Here is a 14,935-nt window from a genome sequence, read left to right as displayed (position 1 = left end):
GGTTTTTAAATGTGAGGGCTAATAGATGTCCTTCTCAATGACAACGTACGCACTCACGAACCTTCCGGACACTCCTGCGGCATGGGCTTCCGACTCAGCGCCTTTTATGGCCTCCTTAACTGCTTCAACTATCTGAACGTCCGAGAGCGACTTCGACGTTCTGTTGATTCCCAACGCGAGGCTGTAGTTGCCACCGCTGCCGGTTACCTTAACCCAGTTCAGAGTTATCCCCTTAATGCCGGAAAGCTTGGATACCAAGCTCCTTTCCAAAAGACCCGTTGATTCGCTCTTTTCTTCTTTCTTTGTCAGCTCCAAAAACTCCTCTGAAAGTCCCGCCTCCTGAAGGATCTTCTCCACTTCCTTCTGCAGTTTATCCATGTCAACCTTTACTGAACCCTTGGTTGCGGAGAGCGGAACTTCCAAGACCCTTCCGCCCCTGAAGTTCACTTTCCTGCGTTGGAACCTTACGAGCGGGAGCTTCTTTACTCTCTGAATACCCAGCTCGGAGATTGAAACCGTAGTCCTGAATCCAAGTTCCCTCTCGATGTGCTCCTTGAGGGAGTCCGCAATGACTTCAGGCCCAATCTCACCAAGGGAGTACCCTTCAACGGCAACTCTAAGGACTAGCAGGTTCGTCCCAGTAAAGCCCTGTCTTACACGCCCCTTTCCATGAACCACGCTTAGGGCCACGGATTTTTTCTGGAAGAGATGCTTAACTGCTTCTATTACACCATTCTCGATTGGAAGAGCAAACTCTGGGGGAACCTCAAGGTTGATATCCAGCTGAACTATCCTGGGGGCTTCGGAAAGAGTGTCCTGGGACTGGGTTTCACTCTGAGCATCGCCTGGCTGAGTATCGTTTGGAAGTTTCAGGTCTCCGTGTAGAAAGTCGAGGGCCTCTAGTTTGTCTAGGGAGTAGATCGAGACGTTTCTAATTACCTCGGGCAACTCGAAATTGGCCGGTACTGGCTGTCTGTTCGAGAACAGCACGGGTTTTATATTCTCAGAGACAACAAGAATGAATCCACTAGCACTATTAACATAACTTAAAAGTTCATTTTTAGTCATCAGTGGTCTTGATTTCAGTAGCTCCACGTATATCACCCTCAGTGAACATTACCAAGTGGGAGTATAAAAATGTTGCTTTTCTCTTTCTACCATTGGGCAAGACTAAAAAGGACAAAGATCAGATACTCAACCATGCGAATCCTCGTAACAAACGACGACGGGATATATTCAAACGGCATTCGTGCTGCTGTAAAAGCGCTCTCAAGTCTTGGAGAAGTCTATGTGGTTGCCCCGCTCTTCCAGAGAAGCGCCAGTGGAAGGGCCATGACTCTCCACAGGCCCATAAGAGCAAGGCTCGTAGACGTTCCTGGGGCAAAGGTTGCCTACGGGATAGACGGAACTCCCACGGACAGCGTTATATTTGCCCTGGCCAGGTTTGGGGACTTTGATTTAGCTGTCAGCGGCATAAACCTTGGCGAGAACCTCAGCACCGAGATAACGGTTTCAGGGACTGCATCGGCAGCTATCGAAGCGGCAACCCATGAGGTTCCAAGTATAGCTATAAGCCTTGAGGTAGACTGGAAAAAGACCCTCGGGGAAGGAGAGGGCATTGACTTCTCAGTCGCTTCACAGTTCCTTAAAAGGATAACAAGGGCAGTACTTGAGAAGGGTCTCCCAGAGGGAGTCGACATGCTTAACGTCAACGTACCAAGCAACGCAACTCCAGAGACGGAAATTGCAATAACCCGCCTAGCAAGGAAGCGCTACTGTCCAACGATTGAAGAAAGGGTAGATCCCAGAGGGCATCCCTACTACTGGATAGTTGGACAGAAGAGGGAAGAGTTTGAGCCCGGAACCGACGCTTACGCTCTTAAGATCGAGAGAAAGGTCAGCGTAACACCGATAAACATTGATATGACTGCCAGGGTGAATTTCGAGGAAGTAAGAAAGGTGCTGTTTGCACAACCGTGAACGTTGCCAACATATGGGGGGCCCGATGGGGTTAATATGGAGCATGGTCAGAGCGGCCAAAAAACTTAAAAACCCTCCCTGGCTCATATAAGCTGGGCGTCGAATGCCGCGGTAGCCTAGCCTGGTAGGGCGCCGGCCTGCTAAGCCGGTGGGCGGTGCCCACCGGGGTTCAAATCCCCGCCGCGGCGCCAGCTTACTTTCTTCGGGTTCAATGCCGGGATAGCCTAGAGGCGAGGCGAGGGACTGCAGATCCCTTTCACCCGGGTTCAAATCCCGGTCCCGGCTCCAATCTTCTTCATAACCTTTTCCCACAGGAAAACGATATAAGGTTCAGGATACAAATCGTTAGGGTGGTCTAATGTCAATAGTACCGAGACAGAAGAAAGAGCTCACACCCCTTGAGAACACCGCACTCAAGTGGATGAACTTCGCCTTCGACCTAGTTGTGATAGTCCTAGCCCTCCTTACGATGGCATACGTTCTCTACGCCATCTACGATCTGGCTGAAATCATGCTCCAGGGATTTGACATTGAAGAAACCCTTCATGAGTTCCTGCTCGTGATCATACTCCTAGAGCTGTTTGAACTCCTAACCCTCTATATAAAGGAGCACCACGTAAGTATGCGCCGCGTTGCAGAACTTGGCGTCGTGGCACTGGTTAGGAAACTCGTTATTACCATAGATTACAAAGCTTTGGGCTGGGAACTGCTGATCGGAATGGCCGCCCTCATCTTCGTCTTGGGCTGGATATACGTTCAGGAAAGGCGGAGAATTTCCGAGGAGGAAAAGTTCATCATCGAGCGCGGACTGAACACGCAATAACTGCAACTCCCAACATTAAAATCACCGATCTGGCTAATACGATCCATATTCCCGAGCCCACATCTCGTACTTTTTGATTAATGCAGGCGTAATTGGACTCTTTATTCTCCGCAATCCGTATCTAAAATCTTCCATCTCAATTGGGCGTACAGTGAGCTCCTTCCCTACTAGAGATGGGATAAGCTGAGGCTCCGAAAGTTCGGGGTTCATGTCACTCAGCATTTTGGTTATGGCCAGTCTGGCAAGGTTTGCGAGATCCCTTCCCGAGTATCTCCGTCTCACGGCTTCCTTAGCTACGGCTCTCAGATTAGCCTTAACCCTGAAGCCGGATAAATGTATCCTCAGTATTTCAACCGCGGAACTTTCGTCGGGGAGCGGTACGTATACCCTAAGAGGAAACCTGGAAAGGATGGCATCATCAAGATCCCACGGCCGATTCGTTGCCGCGAGGGTAACAACACGCTCATTGGTGTCTGAACGCTTAAAACCGTCAATCTCAACGAGAAAAGTCGAAAGAACCCTTCTGGCAGCATCCTCGAGGGAGGAGCGCTTCATGGCCAGCGCATCGAACTCATCTATAAAGACTATGCTAGGACTTTTCTCCCTGGCGAGCTGGTAAAGGGAGGCAACAAGCTTGGACGACTCTCCGAAATATTTACTCAGAACGTCGCTGACCTTAACGTTCAGAAACGTCGCCCCGAGGCTTCCCGCCACTGCACTCGCCAGAAGGCTTTTGCCAGTGCCGGGTGGCCCGAACAAGAGAATACCCTTCCAGGGTTCGAACTTCCCAGGAACCCTGGCGAGGTGAAGACCTATAGTCCTCGATAGTACTTTTTTTGCTTCCCATAGCCCACCTACATCGTCCCAGGCAACCCTCGATGTCTGCACAACGTTGGGCAGATTAACGGACTTTCTCTGGGAATATCTATGGCCGTTCTCCAGCTCCCCCGCTCTTTTCTCCCATTGCTTGGCCATCTCCAGGTAGTAGTCGGAGAACTCCAGGTTTAGAGAAGCGAGTTCTCGGAACAAGCCGGCGCATTTAATAGCAAGTACCCTTGCCCTTGAAAATTCTCCCCTCTCCACAGCGTCCCAATACGCTCTCTCGTATTTTGAAATTAATATCTCATGGGATCTCTGCATCTTATTCTGATTCTCGCGGCTTCTTATAGGAGTTTTGTGTAGGTGGTTATGTATGTGGTATCACCCAAAAACCTTTTTTATAGGTAGACCCTTCTCAGTTGAGGTGGAGAAGATGCTTGACATAAAGCTCATCCGCGAAAACCCAGAGATAGTAAAGAGGGATTTGATAAAGCGCGGTGAAACCGAAAAGCTGAAGTGGATAGATGAAATCCTCGAACTCGACAAGAAGTGGCGCGAGAACCTGAAGAAGATCAACCAGCTCAGGAAGGAGCGCAACCAGCTGGCGGTGCAGATAGGCAAGAGGAAGAAGGCCGGAGAGCCGATAGACGACCTCCTGAAGAGGAGCAACGAGATAGTGAAGCAGATAGAGGAGCTGGAGAAGGAGAACGAGGAGCTGAAGAAGAAGATCGACTACTACCTCTGGCGCTTGCCCAACATCACCCACGAGAGCGTCCCCGTTGGTGAGAGCGACGAGGACAACGTCCCGATAAGGTTCTGGGGCAAGGCCAAGGTCTGGGAGGGCTTCCTCGAAACCTTCAAGGAGCAGAGCCTTGGGAAGATGGAATACGAGGTTCTCAGCTGGAGACCGAGGCTCCACGTTGACATGCTCGAACTCCTCCGCGGTGCTGACCTCGAGAGGGCCGCTAAGGTGAGCGGTGCCAGGTTCTACTACCTCCTCAACGAGCTCGTTATCCTTGACCTTGCCTTGATACGCTTCGCTCTGGATAAGCTCATCGAGAAGGGCTTTACTCCAGTAATCCCCCCATACATGGTTAGGCGTTTCGTTGAAGAAGGTGCAACCACCTTCGATGACTTCGAAGACGTTATCTACAAGGTCGAGGGTGAGGACCTTTACCTCATCCCGACCGCTGAGCACCCGCTCGCTGGCATGCACGCCAACGAAATCCTTGACGGAAAGGACTTACCGCTCCTCTACGTCGGTGTAAGCCCATGCTTCAGGAAGGAGGCAGGAACTGCAGGAAAGGACACGAAGGGAATCTTCCGCGTACATCAGTTCCACAAGGTCGAGCAGTTCGTTTATTCAAGGCCGGAGGAGAGCTGGGAGTGGCATGAAAGGATCATTGCCAACGCCGAGGAGATATTCCAGGCACTTGAGATTCCCTACCGCGTCGTGAACATTTGTACTGGAGATCTAGGCTACGTAGCAGCCAAGAAGTACGACATAGAGGCCTGGATGGCCGGCCAGGGCAAGTTCAGGGAAGTGGTAAGCGCGAGCAACTGTACCGACTGGCAGGCGAGGAGGCTTAACATCCGCTTCCGCGACAAGACCCACGAGAAGCCCAGGTTCGTCCACACGCTCAACTCAACTGCCATAGCAACCTCAAGAGCCATCGTTGCTATCCTCGAAAACCACCAGACGGAAGAAGGTGTAGTAAAGCTCCCGAAGGCCCTCTGGAAGTACACTGGCTTCAAGGAGATACTGCCAGCACACATGAAAGAGAAATGTTGTCAAGACTGAGGGGTATCTCTTTCTATTCTTCTCTTGAAGATTAAAGAAGAGACCAAAGGAAAACCTCAATATCATCTCCTTGTGGGCTTTCTAGCATTCCCTTTGATATCCTCGTCAGTTACAAGGCCCTTCGCGTAGGGGCAGAGCTCTTTCAGCGGACATTCTTCGCACTTGGGGTTTATCGGCCGGCAGATACTCCTTCCGTGGTCAACCATGGCGTGGTTGACGTATATCCACTTCTCCTTCGGGATGAGTGCAGTTAGGTACTCCTCGACCTTTTCAGGGGCAACCCTCGGCGGTGCCAGGCCCAACCTTTTGCTTATCCTGTTAACATGCGTATCCACTGGGATAGCCTGTTTTCCAAAGCCGTATGCCAGAACGATGTTCGCACACTTCCTCCCGATTCCCGGGAGCTTCATAAGCTCGTGAATGTCATCCGGGACTTTTCCCCCGTACTCCTCAAGGATTATCTTGGAGGCCTTAACTATCCACTCGCCCTTCGTCTTCCAGAGGCCAACTCCCTGCTTTCTTAGAAACTCCTGCATCTCCTCGACGGGGGTGTTCGCTATTGTCTCAATGTCCTTATACTTCTTAAACAGCTCTTCCCAGACGCGGTAGGTTACCTCATCGCGCATCCTCTGGGAGATTATGCAGTGGACGAGCGTTCGGTAGGGGTCGCCGATGAGGAGCTTCTCCCTCGGGTGGGTCTTCATGAGGATTTCAACTATCTTCTCGGCCCGCTCTTTCTTTTCCTCCCAGCTCTCCTCGAAGGTGAAGCCCTCAAGGCTCAATGACCGTGACTTTGCTTCCATGGACTACCACCACCTTCCCTTCTGCCACCCTAACTTCTTTCAGTTCCTCGAACTCCCTGCTATAAATCTTTTGCCCGCTCCAGTTGTAGATTCGAACTTCATTTTTGAGGACGATGACGAGACCTTTTGGGTAGGGGAGCATCTCCCGAACTTCTTCATCGAATTCGAGAGTTATCTCCTTCACCTCGCTTCTCGTTATCTCGATTCGGGTGTTTTTCGAGACCTTCATCGGGCTTGGATCGGCGAGGACAACTTTGAAGGCCAAAGGCTTCCCGAGGAGGTCTATCTCAACCGTCTCGCCAGTTTTTACTTCTCTGCCCACTAATTTCGAACGGATAATCTCCTCAAAGCCTGCCGGGAGCTCGGCGTCGAAGAGGGGTTTGAGTACTATCTTCATAGTCCCCACCTAACCGTGAGTGAGGGCGGAGGGTAATAAGCGTTCCTAAGAAAGCTTTATAAACCCGACATATCAAACGATATATCGGTGAAAGAAATGGAGAAGCCGAAGTTCAGGGGACACCTCAAACTCCTCGTTTTGAAACTCCTTGAGGAAGGTCCGCTCCACGGGTACGGCGTAATGGCGGAGCTTGAGAAGAGGTACGGCATGCCCCAGCCGAGCCCTGGGGCTATATACCCCATCCTAGCCTCCCTGAAGAGGTCAGGCCTCATTGAGGTCGCAGGTGAGGGAAAAAGGGAGAAGAAGCTCTACCGCATAACCGAGAAGGGAAAGGAATACCTCAGAGAGCACGAGTACGAGGTGAATGAAGTCCTTGAGATGGCCGAGCGCTTTAGGGAGTTCGCCCGTCTCGGCGGCAGGGAGCTGGCGGAGGTTCTCAAAGAGACATTCAACTCGATCAACGAATTGGGTGAAGAGCAGAAGAGGGCCCTCGCGAAGGAATTTGCAGAGTTCACGAAGAGGGTTAGGTTAATTCTTTTGGGTGAGATAAAGGAGGGAACGGAATGAGCGAAGCAGTAGTTGTTGAGAACCTCGTTAAGAAGTACGGGGACTTTGAGGCCGTTAAAGGGGTCTCCTTTAAGGTTAAGAGGGGAGAGATATTCGCCTTCCTCGGGCCGAACGGGGCAGGGAAAACAACCACCGTGCACGTCCTCACGACGCTTTTGAGGCCGACCTCGGGAAGGGCGATCGTCGCTGGCCACGACGTGGTTGAGGAGCCGATGGAGGTGAGGAAGAGGATAGGCATAGTCTTTCAGGATCCGAGCCTCGACAGGGAGCTTACCGCGTGGGAGAACATGTACATCCACGGGAGAATATACGGGCTGAAGGGGAGCGAACTGAGGGAGAAGATAGAGCGCCTCCTCAAGTTCGTCGAGCTCTGGGAGTTCAAGGACAAACCAGTCAAGACCTTCAGCGGCGGGATGCAGAGGAGGCTTGAGATAGCGCGCTCTCTCCTCCACGAGCCCGAGGTTCTCTTCCTTGATGAACCCACGATAGGCCTCGATCCGCAGACGAGGGCGCACATCTGGGACTACATAAGGACGATGAAGGAGGAGCACAATATGACGATTTTCCTCACGACTCACTACATGGACGAGGCGGAGATGTTAGCGGACAGGATAGCCATCATAGACCACGGAAAGATAATTGCCGAGGGCACCGCGGAGAAGCTCAAAAAGCTCGTCGGAAACGACGTGATCTATTTTAAACTCGACGCTCCCGAAGAGCTCAAGTGCCTCGAAAGTGGCTTCATCAGGGGCTGTAAGGTTCTTCCCGACGGCAGGGTGGCGCTTGAGGTGGAAAACGCTGCCGAAGCGCTCCCGGGACTCTTCGAGCTCGCAAATGAGAGGGGCATCAGAATCCTCGAGGTCACCTACCACAGACCCACGCTCAACGACGTCTTCCTCCACCTGACTGGCAGGGAGATAAGGGACGAAGGGCCGGAGAACCCGATGGCTTCCTTCGTGAGAATGAGGATGAGGAGGAGGTGAGAGGATGGAGGCACTAACCACAATGGCCTACAGGCAGCTCAAGAGGTTCAGCAGGGCGAGGTCGAGGGTAATCGGGATGATAATCAACCCGCTCATCTGGCTCGTCTTCTTCGGCCTCGGGTGGAGCAAGGTCTTCGACAACCCCATGACGAAGATGATCTTTGGGGGAGTGGACTACTTAACGTTCCTCGCGCCAGGTATCTTTGCCATGACGGTCTTCAACATGAGCTTCATAGCAGGAGTAAGCGTTATCTGGGACAAGCAGTTCGGCTTTCTCAAGGAAGTCCTTGTTGCTCCCGCATCGAGGAGGGGGAGCATCCTGGGGAGGATAATCGGTGACTCACTCGTGACGCTCGCTCAGGGAACGATAATCCTCACCCTCACCTACCCGCTCGCGGAGAGCCTCAAGCTGAGCGGATTCCTTCCGGCCCTCGGAGTCGGCTTCCTGCTCTCGATGGCCTTCTCGGGCTTTGGCGTCAGCCTGGCTTTGAAGATGGAGAGCATGGAGGGCTTCCAGATGGTGATGATGGTCCTCATGCTCCCGCTGACCTTCCTGAGCGGCGCGATATACCCAATAGACACCATGCCAGGCTGGATGAAGGCCTTAGCTTACATCAACCCGTTAACTTACGCCGTTGACGGCGCGAGGCACTTCCTCGTGGGGGCCAACGTTGCCAAGTTCTCGCTCGCCGTTGATTTAGGTGTTCTGACCGTCCTGGCGGCCCTCCTGGTGGGGCTGGCCATGGTTGAGTTCGAGAGGGCAACGATAGGTTGAAGGGGAGGGCTCCCTCATTCTTTTACCCTGTCTTTGAACCTTTCGTAGCTTATCTTCAGCGCCTTCAGGACGGGGAGTTCCTCTCCCGCGAAGAAGCTCAGCATGGCCCCACCGCCCGTTGATATATGGCTTATTCCAGTGATGTTGTACCTGTAGATGCTTGCTATTGAATGGCCACCGCCCACCACCGAGAAGGCGGGGCTTTCGCCGATGGCCCTGAAAACACCGACCGTACCAACCGCAAATTCTTCCCTCTCAAAGACGCCCATCGGGCCGTTAGCCACTATTATCTTTGCACCTATCAGTATCTCGCGGTACTTCTCCACGGTCCTTGAGCCTATGTCAAGGATGGGATACTGGTCAAACAGCCTCTTTTCGCCGCCCAGGAGATCAACCTCAAGGCGCTCGCCTTTGTAATCAATGGCAAAGTCCACAGGCGTTCTGACATAGGGATAGAACTCGTCGAGTATATTCTCCGCCCAGTCGACAAGTTCAAGGAGGCCTTTCCTGTGAAGGAACTCTATGTTGGCATCCCCGAGGTCAAAGCCCTTAGCGAGCGTGAATATCTGCCCGACGAGACCACCAGTGAGGATGAGATCCGCTTTCCCCTTCCGCAGGACGTTCTCGGCAACGCGGAGGGAGTCATCTACCTTTGCACCGCCCAGGACGTAAACTCTCGGCCTCTCCTCGCTCTCGTAAGCTTTGCTCAGTGCATCAACCTCCGTCTCCATAAGCTTCCCCATTATCATCGGCCTCAGACGGGCGAAGCCGACGAGGGAGGGCTGACTCCTGTGAGCCGTTGCAAAGGCATCGTTAACGACGTAGTCTATCAACGGCGCAAGCTTTCTCACGAAGAACGTCTTTTCGCACTCCTCAATTGACCTGTTGAATACTTCTTCAGCTGAGAAGCGGAGGTTTTCGAGAATTATAGCCTCCCCTGGCTTCAGGGAGCTTATTCTCTCCCTGGCGTATTTCCCAAAGATGTCCTCGACGTATTCAACTTCCTGGCCGAGAAGTCTGCTCAGGATTTGGGCGTGCTCCTCGGTGGTTATGTAGTCCCCCTTGTAGGGTCTGCTCTGGTGGGTCGATATCACGAGTTTCGCCCCGTTGTCGAGGAGGTGTTGAATCGTTGGTAAAACCGCCCGAAAGCGGGCGTCGCTCGTTATCCGTCCTTTTTCAACGGGGGAGTTAAGGTCAGCCCTCAGAAAAACGGTCTTTCCCTCGTAGGTGAAATCTGTGATTCTGAACATCACATCACCGAGAAAGTGTTAAATAGAGGTTTTAATAAAAGTTTATTTGAACACTCTTGGTGGTTACAATCCAGAGTACATGAGGACGGTGAGAGGATGCCTTGGACTCAGGACATCGTGAGGATGCTGTCCCGCGAGGATATCATTGAGTACTTAGCAGAAGTCCTTGATAAGATGGGATTCAGAAACCATGAGAAGGTTGCAGATCGGAGCAGGTGGGGTGTTGACATAGTAGCGGTAAGGGATGATCCGTTGGCGGGCACCGAAAAGCTTCTGATAAAGGTTCATACCGGATCGCTGGCATCTTCTAAAGAAGTTAGCGTTTTTGGCGATCTTATTGACAGATACAAAGCCGATAGAGGGATTCTTATATCTCCCCTGGGATTTACAAAGGACGCGAGAACAGTTGTTGCTAAAGAGTATAGGGCGAGGATTATACTCTGGGACGCCGAAAAGCTCGCGAAAACGTTTTCCAACTACGGGATCAAAGTTCCCGAAATCAAACCCCAAGAATCCGAGGAAAAAGCGGAAGAAACTCCCCTCACCAAGTTTGAGCTGGACGCGCCTCTCCTGTTTGAGTTTTCGCCAGAAGGGGTCCTCAAAGCCATAGCCAGGGAAGCCAGCAGAAAATATCCCATAAAGCCCGAGGACATAAAGATCTCCTTCCTCAAAGTGTATCTCTCGACGGCATACATAATTTCCTGGTCAGCGAGAGAGGGGGAGAGCGAAGAAAAGGGAAAAGCCCTGGTGTTCTCGGAAGAAAAAATAGTTTCCCAAGCTCAGTCAGACCCCAAACTGGCTACGCCCGTTAAAAAAGCCCTTCTAAACGACAGGTCTGAGATATACGCAACTGAGAGAGAAATTGAATCCTCCCTCAGTCCCAGCGAATCCGTTCTTGTGCTTAAGAACACCCTTTCGGAGAAGCTCGGCGTTCCAGAGAGCAACATAACGATCCACAAGAGGAAAAAGGTGTACGTGCCCACAAAAGCGGAGGCCGAGCTGAAGGTGGGTGCCAACAGGGCGAGGGCTGTGGTAGATCTGAATACCAACGAAGTCAAGCTTGATGTGTCCGAATTGCCCGACGAGTACTTCCTGCAGACAGTAACAAAAATCCTCGGGGAGAAAATCGGCGAGGAGCCCCTGGAGTCAAAGATTGAAAGGAACAACGGGAAGGTGAAGGTTTTTGGCAAAACCGAGCGCTTCAACTTCGAGTTCAAGTTCAACGGGTATACCGGTGCCGTGGTATATGAAGAATCCCTTATCACCGACGAGGCCCTCAGGGAGCTCATAAGCAACAAGTATCCAGCCGGAACCATTTTGGACATCGAGAAGGGCAAGAAGGTTGCGATTGTTGAGGTTGGCCTCAAAGAGGGCATAGTAATCCTCGAAGTCAACCTTGAGAACGGAGAGTTGAAAGAGATTACCACGCTTCCTTCGCCGGAGGAGGCCTTCAAAAAGGCAAAGCCGATAATAGAGAACAACTTCCCAGTGAAGAACCTGAAGCTGGTCTCCAGCAGAGTCCTCGAACACAAGTTCCTAGAGATAACCATGGAAGGAGAAGGTGGAAAGGCAACCGCAAAAATAGACGGGGATACAAAGGACGTCCTTGACTACTTCGTCGAGATTACACCTCAGAAGGCAGAAGAGCTTGTGCTCGCCAAATATCCAGGCTACAGAACACTTGGCGTATCAGAATCGGACGAGGTTTACACGGTAGAAATAGAAAACGACAAGCATAAAGTTACCGTGAAGGTAACCAAGGACGGGAAGATCCTCGAAGAGGCAGACAGGGTTCTAAAAAAAGAAGTCGCCGAGAAAATAGCGGAGGAGAAAGTTAAGGACATAGACGAAACCGCAGAGATAAAGGGGATAAAGCTAGACGGAGATTGGGTCGTTGAGTTCCAGGGAGGCAGCAAGGTCGGAAAGCTCGTACTCGACAGAAAAACGGGTGAGGTAAAGGAAGAAGACGTCAGGTTTACGGAGCTGGCGCTTGAAGAGGCTTTCCACGAACACCTGAAGAAGCTTTACGGAGAGACCGAGTTGAAGACGGAGAGGCTCACGCACTACAAGGAGGAAGGGTACATCCACATAAAGGTCGCAGGAAAGAACAGCCTTTACTATGCGAGAATAGACACGAAAACCGGAAAAATACTGAGCGAGGACAGAGCGCCAATAAAGGGAATAACTGCAAAGCTGAAGCAGCTCCAGCTGGAAAGCAAGTACAAGTGATTAGGCCATCAGCATATTCTCTATCATTTTTATTGCTTCCACTATCTTCCTCTCAGGCTTCTCCTCGTTCTTCGGTATCTCAAGGTTTATGACGAGCCTCTCTTCCTTGCTGTCCTCGAAGTCGTAGATTTCAAGCTCCTCGACCTCAACGTCCTCGAAGATGCTCTCCAGTTCGGGGCTAAGCACCTTTTTGTCGTTGCCGTAAACCTCAACGCGGACTATATCGTCAGTCGTTGAGGCCACAACAACTATCTCGTAGGGGCCAACCTTCTTGGTGAAGCGGAAAGCGTTCCCATAGCCCTCAACATCTTCCTTAAACCCGAGCTGAAGCATCGTGCTCCTTATGGCTTCGGTCTTGCTCTTTATCCTGTTTAAAACTCTCTCACGGAGCTTGTAGCTCTCCTCAAGGGCCTTCTTTATACCCTCACCCGCTTTCTCAACCGGGCCTTCCCATATGCCGATGATCTTGATACCTGAAGAAGTCGGCTTAAGCTCAATCTTAAGGGAATCAACGTCAAAGTCTCGCAGGTCGTCTATCTTAAGCTCGCCGAGGGTGAGTATATCAAACTCAATCCTCACGACGTTTCCAAAGGCTTTACCTTTGAACTTCACCCCCATCACCAAGAGCGGCTTGAAGCGTCGGTTTAAAAACCTTCTGTGTGATGAGGGCGAAAAATTTTCACAAATGTGGTGGCCTGCAAAAGTCGTAGAAATTGAGGGAGAAAAAGAAAGCCTTCAGAATATCAGCGGAGCCCTGTACTCGCCCCAGACTTCCCTAAGGACGTCGGTGACCTCACCGAGCGTGGCAAGGTGTCTGTGGGCCTCGATGATGTAGGGCATGAGGTTCTCGTCTTCGGTTTCGGCTGCCTTCCTGAGCTTGTCGAGGGACTCCTCAACTTTCTTGCTGTCCCTCGTTGAGCGGAGCTTCTTGAGCCTCTCGATCTGCTTGTCCCTGATGCTCGGGTCGACTTTGAGTATCTCAACATCCAGCGGCTCGTCAACGACGAACTCGTTCACACCGACTATGATGCGCTTCTTCTCCTCGACTTCCTTCTGGTACTTGTAGGCTGAGTCAGCTATCTCCTTCTGGATGTAGCCGCGCTCGATTGCCCTCATCATGCCGCCCATCTTCTGGATCTTCTCGATGTACTTGAGGGCCTCCTCGTAGATGTGGTCTGTGAGCCACTCGATGTAGTAGGCGCCTCCAAGCGGGTCAACGGTGTCAACGACGCCGCTCTCGTAGGCTATTATCTGCTGGGTTCTCAGGGCTATCCTCACGCTCTTCTCGGTCGGGAGTGAGAGCGCCTCGTCGTATGAATTGGTGTGCAGACTCTGTGTACCGCCGAGAACGGCCGCGAGGGCCTGAATCGCAACACGGACTATGTTGTTCTCGGGCTGCTGGGCGGTGAGGGTTGAGCCGGCCGTCTGGGTGTGGAAGCGGAGCATCATTGAGCGCGGGTTCTTCGCGTGGAACCACTCCTTCATGATGTATGCCCAGAGCCTTCTGGCAGCTCTGAACTTGGCTATCTCTTCCAAGAAGTTGTTGTGGGCGTTGAAGAAGAAGCTCAGCCTCGGGGCGAACTTGTCAACGTCCATGCCCCTCTCAATGACGGCCTTTACGTACTCTATACCGTCGGCGAGGGTGAAGGCAACCTCCTGGACGGCGTTTGCTCCGGCTTCTCTGATGTGGTAGCCGCTTATCGAAATTGAATTCCACTTCGGCACGTTCTCAGCACAGTACATGATGATGTCCGTGGTGAGCCTCATGCTCGGCTGGGGCGGGAAGATGTAGGTGCCCCTCGCTATGTACTCCTTCAGGATGTCGTTCTGGACTGTTCCTCTCAGAACGTTCTGCGGGACGCCCTGCTTTTCAGCCACGAGGATGTACATGGCCAGAAGGTTGGCCGCGGTGGCGTTGATTGTCATGCTCGTTGAGACCTTATCGAGCGGGATTCCATCGAAGAGTATCTCCATGTCCCAGAGGGAGTCTATAGCTACACCGACCTTTCCGACCTCGCCCTCGGCCATCGGGTGGTCGCTGTCGTAACCCATCTGGGTGGGTAAATCAAAGGCGACGCTCAAACCAGTCTGTCCCTGGCTGAGGAGGTATTTGTACCTTTTGTTGCTCTCCTCGGCCGTTCCAAAGCCGGCATACTGCCTCATCGTCCAGAAGCGACCGCGGTACATGGTGGCGTAAACGCCGCGGGTGAAGGGGTACTCACCGGGGAAGCCGAGCTTCTCAAGGTAGTCCCAGTCCTCGCCGAGGTCAGCGGGAGTGTAGAGGCGCTTTATCTCGAAGCCGTCATCGGTCATGAACTTCTCTTTTCTCTCGGGAGCCTTCTCGAGGAACTTCTTAACGGTGGTCTCGTTCCAGCGCTCCTCTTCCTCGCGGATCTTCTTGAGCTTTTCCTTATCGAACGTCATTCCTGATCACCTGACCCTAATTGGGCACCGGAGTATAAAAACCTTTTACATAGCTCAAGTTTCACCTTGCTATTGGATAAATTG

At 52.1% G+C, this 14,935-nt stretch carries 14 protein-coding genes and 2 tRNA genes; 9 read left to right on the top strand and 7 right to left on the bottom strand.

Features of this window, described 5'->3' with window-relative positions; all coding sequences use genetic code 11:
- Nucleotides 1-18 precede the first annotated feature (18 nt).
- Nucleotides 19-1,104, bottom strand: coding sequence for a hypothetical protein (locus tag ACZ5TN_RS00405; protein WP_464916829.1), 1,086 nt, complete (start codon nucleotides 1,102-1,104; stop codon nucleotides 19-21).
- Between the two features lie 96 nt (nucleotides 1,105-1,200).
- Between ACZ5TN_RS00405 and surE the strand changes: the two genes are divergently transcribed.
- The 4 genes from surE (at nucleotide 1,201) to ACZ5TN_RS00385 (ending at nucleotide 2,803) form a co-directional block, all read left to right on the top strand.
- A complete protein-coding gene (gene surE, locus ACZ5TN_RS00400) occupies nucleotides 1,201-1,980 on the top strand; it encodes a 5'/3'-nucleotidase SurE (RefSeq protein ID WP_464916828.1) in 780 nt (259 codons plus the stop codon).
- A gap of 105 nt (nucleotides 1,981-2,085) precedes the next feature.
- Nucleotides 2,086-2,171 (top strand) — tRNA-Ser (locus tag ACZ5TN_RS00395).
- A gap of 22 nt (nucleotides 2,172-2,193) precedes the next feature.
- Nucleotides 2,194-2,268: transfer RNA gene (locus tag ACZ5TN_RS00390), tRNA-Cys, on the top strand.
- A gap of 70 nt (nucleotides 2,269-2,338) precedes the next feature.
- Complete coding sequence (locus tag ACZ5TN_RS00385; protein ID WP_011250089.1) at nucleotides 2,339-2,803, top strand: phosphate-starvation-inducible PsiE family protein; 465 nt, start codon at nucleotides 2,339-2,341, stop codon at nucleotides 2,801-2,803.
- A 33-nt stretch (nucleotides 2,804-2,836) separates the two neighbouring features.
- On the opposite strand, the gene ACZ5TN_RS00380 is transcribed toward ACZ5TN_RS00385, so the two are convergent.
- Nucleotides 2,837-3,943 (bottom strand): ATP-binding protein, encoded by a 1,107-nt coding sequence (locus ACZ5TN_RS00380; protein ID WP_464916827.1) that lies wholly within the window; start codon nucleotides 3,941-3,943, stop codon nucleotides 2,837-2,839.
- Nucleotides 3,944-4,055: 112 nt separating this feature from the next.
- On the opposite strand from ACZ5TN_RS00380, the gene serS reads away from it, so the two are divergent.
- Nucleotides 4,056-5,423, top strand: coding sequence for a serine--tRNA ligase (gene serS, locus ACZ5TN_RS00375; protein WP_011250091.1), 1,368 nt, complete (start codon nucleotides 4,056-4,058; stop codon nucleotides 5,421-5,423).
- A 62-nt stretch (nucleotides 5,424-5,485) separates the two neighbouring features.
- Here the strand turns inward: serS and ACZ5TN_RS00370 are convergent, their stop codons facing one another.
- The gene (locus ACZ5TN_RS00370) at nucleotides 5,486-6,226 is read right to left on the bottom strand and encodes an endonuclease III domain-containing protein (RefSeq protein WP_464916826.1); all 741 of its coding nucleotides are present in this window, start codon (nucleotides 6,224-6,226) and stop codon (nucleotides 5,486-5,488) included.
- Complete coding sequence (locus tag ACZ5TN_RS00365; protein ID WP_464917412.1) at nucleotides 6,195-6,623, bottom strand: DUF6849 domain-containing protein; 429 nt, start codon at nucleotides 6,621-6,623, stop codon at nucleotides 6,195-6,197. Before ACZ5TN_RS00365 ends, ACZ5TN_RS00370 begins: the two co-directional genes overlap by 32 nt.
- Nucleotides 6,624-6,719: 96 nt before the next feature.
- Between ACZ5TN_RS00365 and ACZ5TN_RS00360 the strand changes: the two genes are divergently transcribed.
- Genes ACZ5TN_RS00360 through ACZ5TN_RS00350 form a run of 3 tightly spaced genes read left to right on the top strand, consistent with a single transcriptional unit; the run spans nucleotide 6,720 to nucleotide 8,948 of the window.
- Nucleotides 6,720-7,190 carry a PadR family transcriptional regulator gene (locus ACZ5TN_RS00360; protein ID WP_464917411.1) on the top strand — a complete coding sequence of 157 codons (471 nt, stop codon included), beginning with the start codon at nucleotides 6,720-6,722 and terminating at the stop codon, nucleotides 7,188-7,190.
- A complete protein-coding gene (locus ACZ5TN_RS00355) occupies nucleotides 7,187-8,173 on the top strand; it encodes an ATP-binding cassette domain-containing protein (RefSeq protein WP_464916825.1) in 987 nt (328 codons plus the stop codon). The genes ACZ5TN_RS00360 and ACZ5TN_RS00355 overlap by 4 nt, the downstream gene beginning before the upstream one ends.
- Nucleotides 8,174-8,177: 4 nt before the next feature.
- A complete protein-coding gene (locus tag ACZ5TN_RS00350) occupies nucleotides 8,178-8,948 on the top strand; it encodes an ABC transporter permease (protein WP_011250096.1) in 771 nt (256 codons plus the stop codon).
- Between the two features lie 14 nt (nucleotides 8,949-8,962).
- Here ACZ5TN_RS00350 and ACZ5TN_RS00345 read toward each other — a convergent pair whose 3' ends face one another.
- Nucleotides 8,963-10,198, bottom strand: coding sequence for a phosphoglycerate kinase (locus tag ACZ5TN_RS00345; protein ID WP_464916824.1), 1,236 nt, complete (start codon nucleotides 10,196-10,198; stop codon nucleotides 8,963-8,965).
- A gap of 96 nt (nucleotides 10,199-10,294) precedes the next feature.
- Between ACZ5TN_RS00345 and ACZ5TN_RS00340 the strand changes: the two genes are divergently transcribed.
- Complete coding sequence (locus ACZ5TN_RS00340; RefSeq protein ID WP_464916823.1) at nucleotides 10,295-12,427, top strand: restriction endonuclease; 2,133 nt, start codon at nucleotides 10,295-10,297, stop codon at nucleotides 12,425-12,427.
- Here the strand turns inward: ACZ5TN_RS00340 and ACZ5TN_RS00335 are convergent, their stop codons facing one another.
- The gene (locus ACZ5TN_RS00335; protein WP_011250099.1) at nucleotides 12,428-13,039 is read right to left on the bottom strand and encodes a hypothetical protein; all 612 of its coding nucleotides are present in this window, start codon (nucleotides 13,037-13,039) and stop codon (nucleotides 12,428-12,430) included.
- A gap of 123 nt (nucleotides 13,040-13,162) precedes the next feature.
- A complete protein-coding gene (locus ACZ5TN_RS00330) occupies nucleotides 13,163-14,851 on the bottom strand; it encodes an acyl-CoA mutase large subunit family protein (RefSeq protein ID WP_011250100.1) in 1,689 nt (562 codons plus the stop codon).
- Between the last annotated feature and the right edge of the window lie 84 nt (nucleotides 14,852-14,935).

Source organism: Thermococcus sp. JCM 11816 (assembly GCF_055396515.1).
The sequence above is the reverse complement of the archived record's forward strand: the minus strand, read 5'-3'. Positions and strand labels throughout refer to the sequence as shown.

Excerpts from the sequence above, each read along its gene's own strand:
- surE (WP_464916828.1), top strand. The coding sequence starts at position 1,201 with ATGCGAATCCTCGTAACAAACGACGACGGGATATATTCAAACGGCATT.
- ACZ5TN_RS00340 (WP_464916823.1), top strand. The coding sequence starts at position 10,295 with ATGCCTTGGACTCAGGACATCGTGAGGATGCTGTCCCGCGAGGATATC.
- serS (WP_011250091.1), top strand. The coding sequence starts at position 4,056 with ATGCTTGACATAAAGCTCATCCGCGAAAACCCAGAGATAGTAAAGAGG.
- ACZ5TN_RS00360 (WP_464917411.1), top strand. The coding sequence starts at position 6,720 with ATGGAGAAGCCGAAGTTCAGGGGACACCTCAAACTCCTCGTTTTGAAA.
- ACZ5TN_RS00380 (WP_464916827.1), bottom strand. The coding sequence starts at position 3,943 with ATGCAGAGATCCCATGAGATATTAATTTCAAAATACGAGAGAGCGTAT.
- ACZ5TN_RS00330 (WP_011250100.1), bottom strand. The coding sequence starts at position 14,851 with ATGACGTTCGATAAGGAAAAGCTCAAGAAGATCCGCGAGGAAGAGGAG.
- ACZ5TN_RS00355 (WP_464916825.1), top strand. The coding sequence starts at position 7,187 with ATGAGCGAAGCAGTAGTTGTTGAGAACCTCGTTAAGAAGTACGGGGAC.
- ACZ5TN_RS00365 (WP_464917412.1), bottom strand. The coding sequence starts at position 6,623 with ATGAAGATAGTACTCAAACCCCTCTTCGACGCCGAGCTCCCGGCAGGC.
- ACZ5TN_RS00350 (WP_011250096.1), top strand. The coding sequence starts at position 8,178 with ATGGAGGCACTAACCACAATGGCCTACAGGCAGCTCAAGAGGTTCAGC.
- ACZ5TN_RS00370 (WP_464916826.1), bottom strand. The coding sequence starts at position 6,226 with ATGGAAGCAAAGTCACGGTCATTGAGCCTTGAGGGCTTCACCTTCGAG.
- ACZ5TN_RS00345 (WP_464916824.1), bottom strand. The coding sequence starts at position 10,198 with ATGTTCAGAATCACAGATTTCACCTACGAGGGAAAGACCGTTTTTCTG.
- ACZ5TN_RS00385 (WP_011250089.1), top strand. The coding sequence starts at position 2,339 with ATGTCAATAGTACCGAGACAGAAGAAAGAGCTCACACCCCTTGAGAAC.